The organism is Corynebacterium sp. DNF00584 (genome assembly GCF_001552965.1).
Taxonomy (GTDB): Bacteria; Actinomycetota; Actinomycetes; order Mycobacteriales; family Mycobacteriaceae; genus Corynebacterium; species Corynebacterium phoceense.
In genome coordinates this window covers 1-890 of record NZ_KQ959745.1, presented here as the reverse complement: position 1 = coordinate 890, position 890 = coordinate 1, and the positions used below count along the sequence as shown (strand labels likewise).

Annotated in this window: 1 protein-coding gene; it reads right to left on the bottom strand. The window is 57.0% G+C overall.

Features of this window, described 5'->3' with window-relative positions; translation table 11 throughout:
* Positions 1 to 22 precede the first annotated feature (22 nt).
* On the bottom strand, positions 23 to 890 hold an 868-nt coding region (locus tag HMPREF0307_RS12895; protein ID WP_066488969.1), incomplete at its 5' end, for an IS3 family transposase.

The following is an 890-nucleotide window of genomic DNA, read 5'->3' as shown; positions in this document are numbered from 1 at the left end:
TGAAGTGCCCCGGGTTTTGTTCCTAGGCATTTGCCTTGATTTCCATTATTTCTCGACTGGGGTCGTGTTCCCAAAATTCGGCTTCGGCTTCAGCTGGGGTGCGGTAGCCCAGGCTCTGGTGGAGCCGTGATTCGTTCCACCAGTTAACCCACTCGAACGTCGCGATTTCCACGTCGACGACATCGGCCCATGAGCGCCTATGAATCAGCTCATTCTTGTAGGAGCCGTTGACATTCTCAGCCAAAGCATTGTCATAGGAATCACCAACAGTGCCGGTAGACGCCGTAATTCCGTGCTCAGCCAGGCGCTCGTTGTAGACGATACTCACATATTGTGAGCCGTGGTCTGAATGGTGAATTAGGCCCGCCGTTTCCTTGGCGCACACGATCGCCTGGTTCAACGCCTGCAGCGGCAACGCCTCAGTACGCATCGAATCAGACAACGCCCACCCGACAATCCTCCGGGAGTACACATCAGTGACAAAAGCTGTGTACACAAACCCTTTCCTGGTGTGCACATACGTAATGTCCGCTACCCACAGCCGATGAGGGCCAGGAGCCTTAAACTCACGATTAACCAAATCTGGGCGAAGATCCGGGCCTGTGGGTTTGCGCGTTGTGACAGGTGCCCCACCTTTTCCCTTGCCGGACAGTCCAGCGCTGCGCATCAGCCGGGCTGTCTGCTCGCGGCCAATGTCAACGCCCCGGCGTTGCAGCACGCGCCACATCTTCCGCACCCCGTAGACGCCGTAATTTTCAGCATGAACGTCGCGAATATGCTCTACAAGGGCAGCGTCGCGAAGAGCGCGGGAGCTTAAGCCCCGGGCCTTGGATTGGCGGTACCCACGCGAGCTAAGAAAACCGCCTTCGCGATGCGTGTTTAACGTCTGG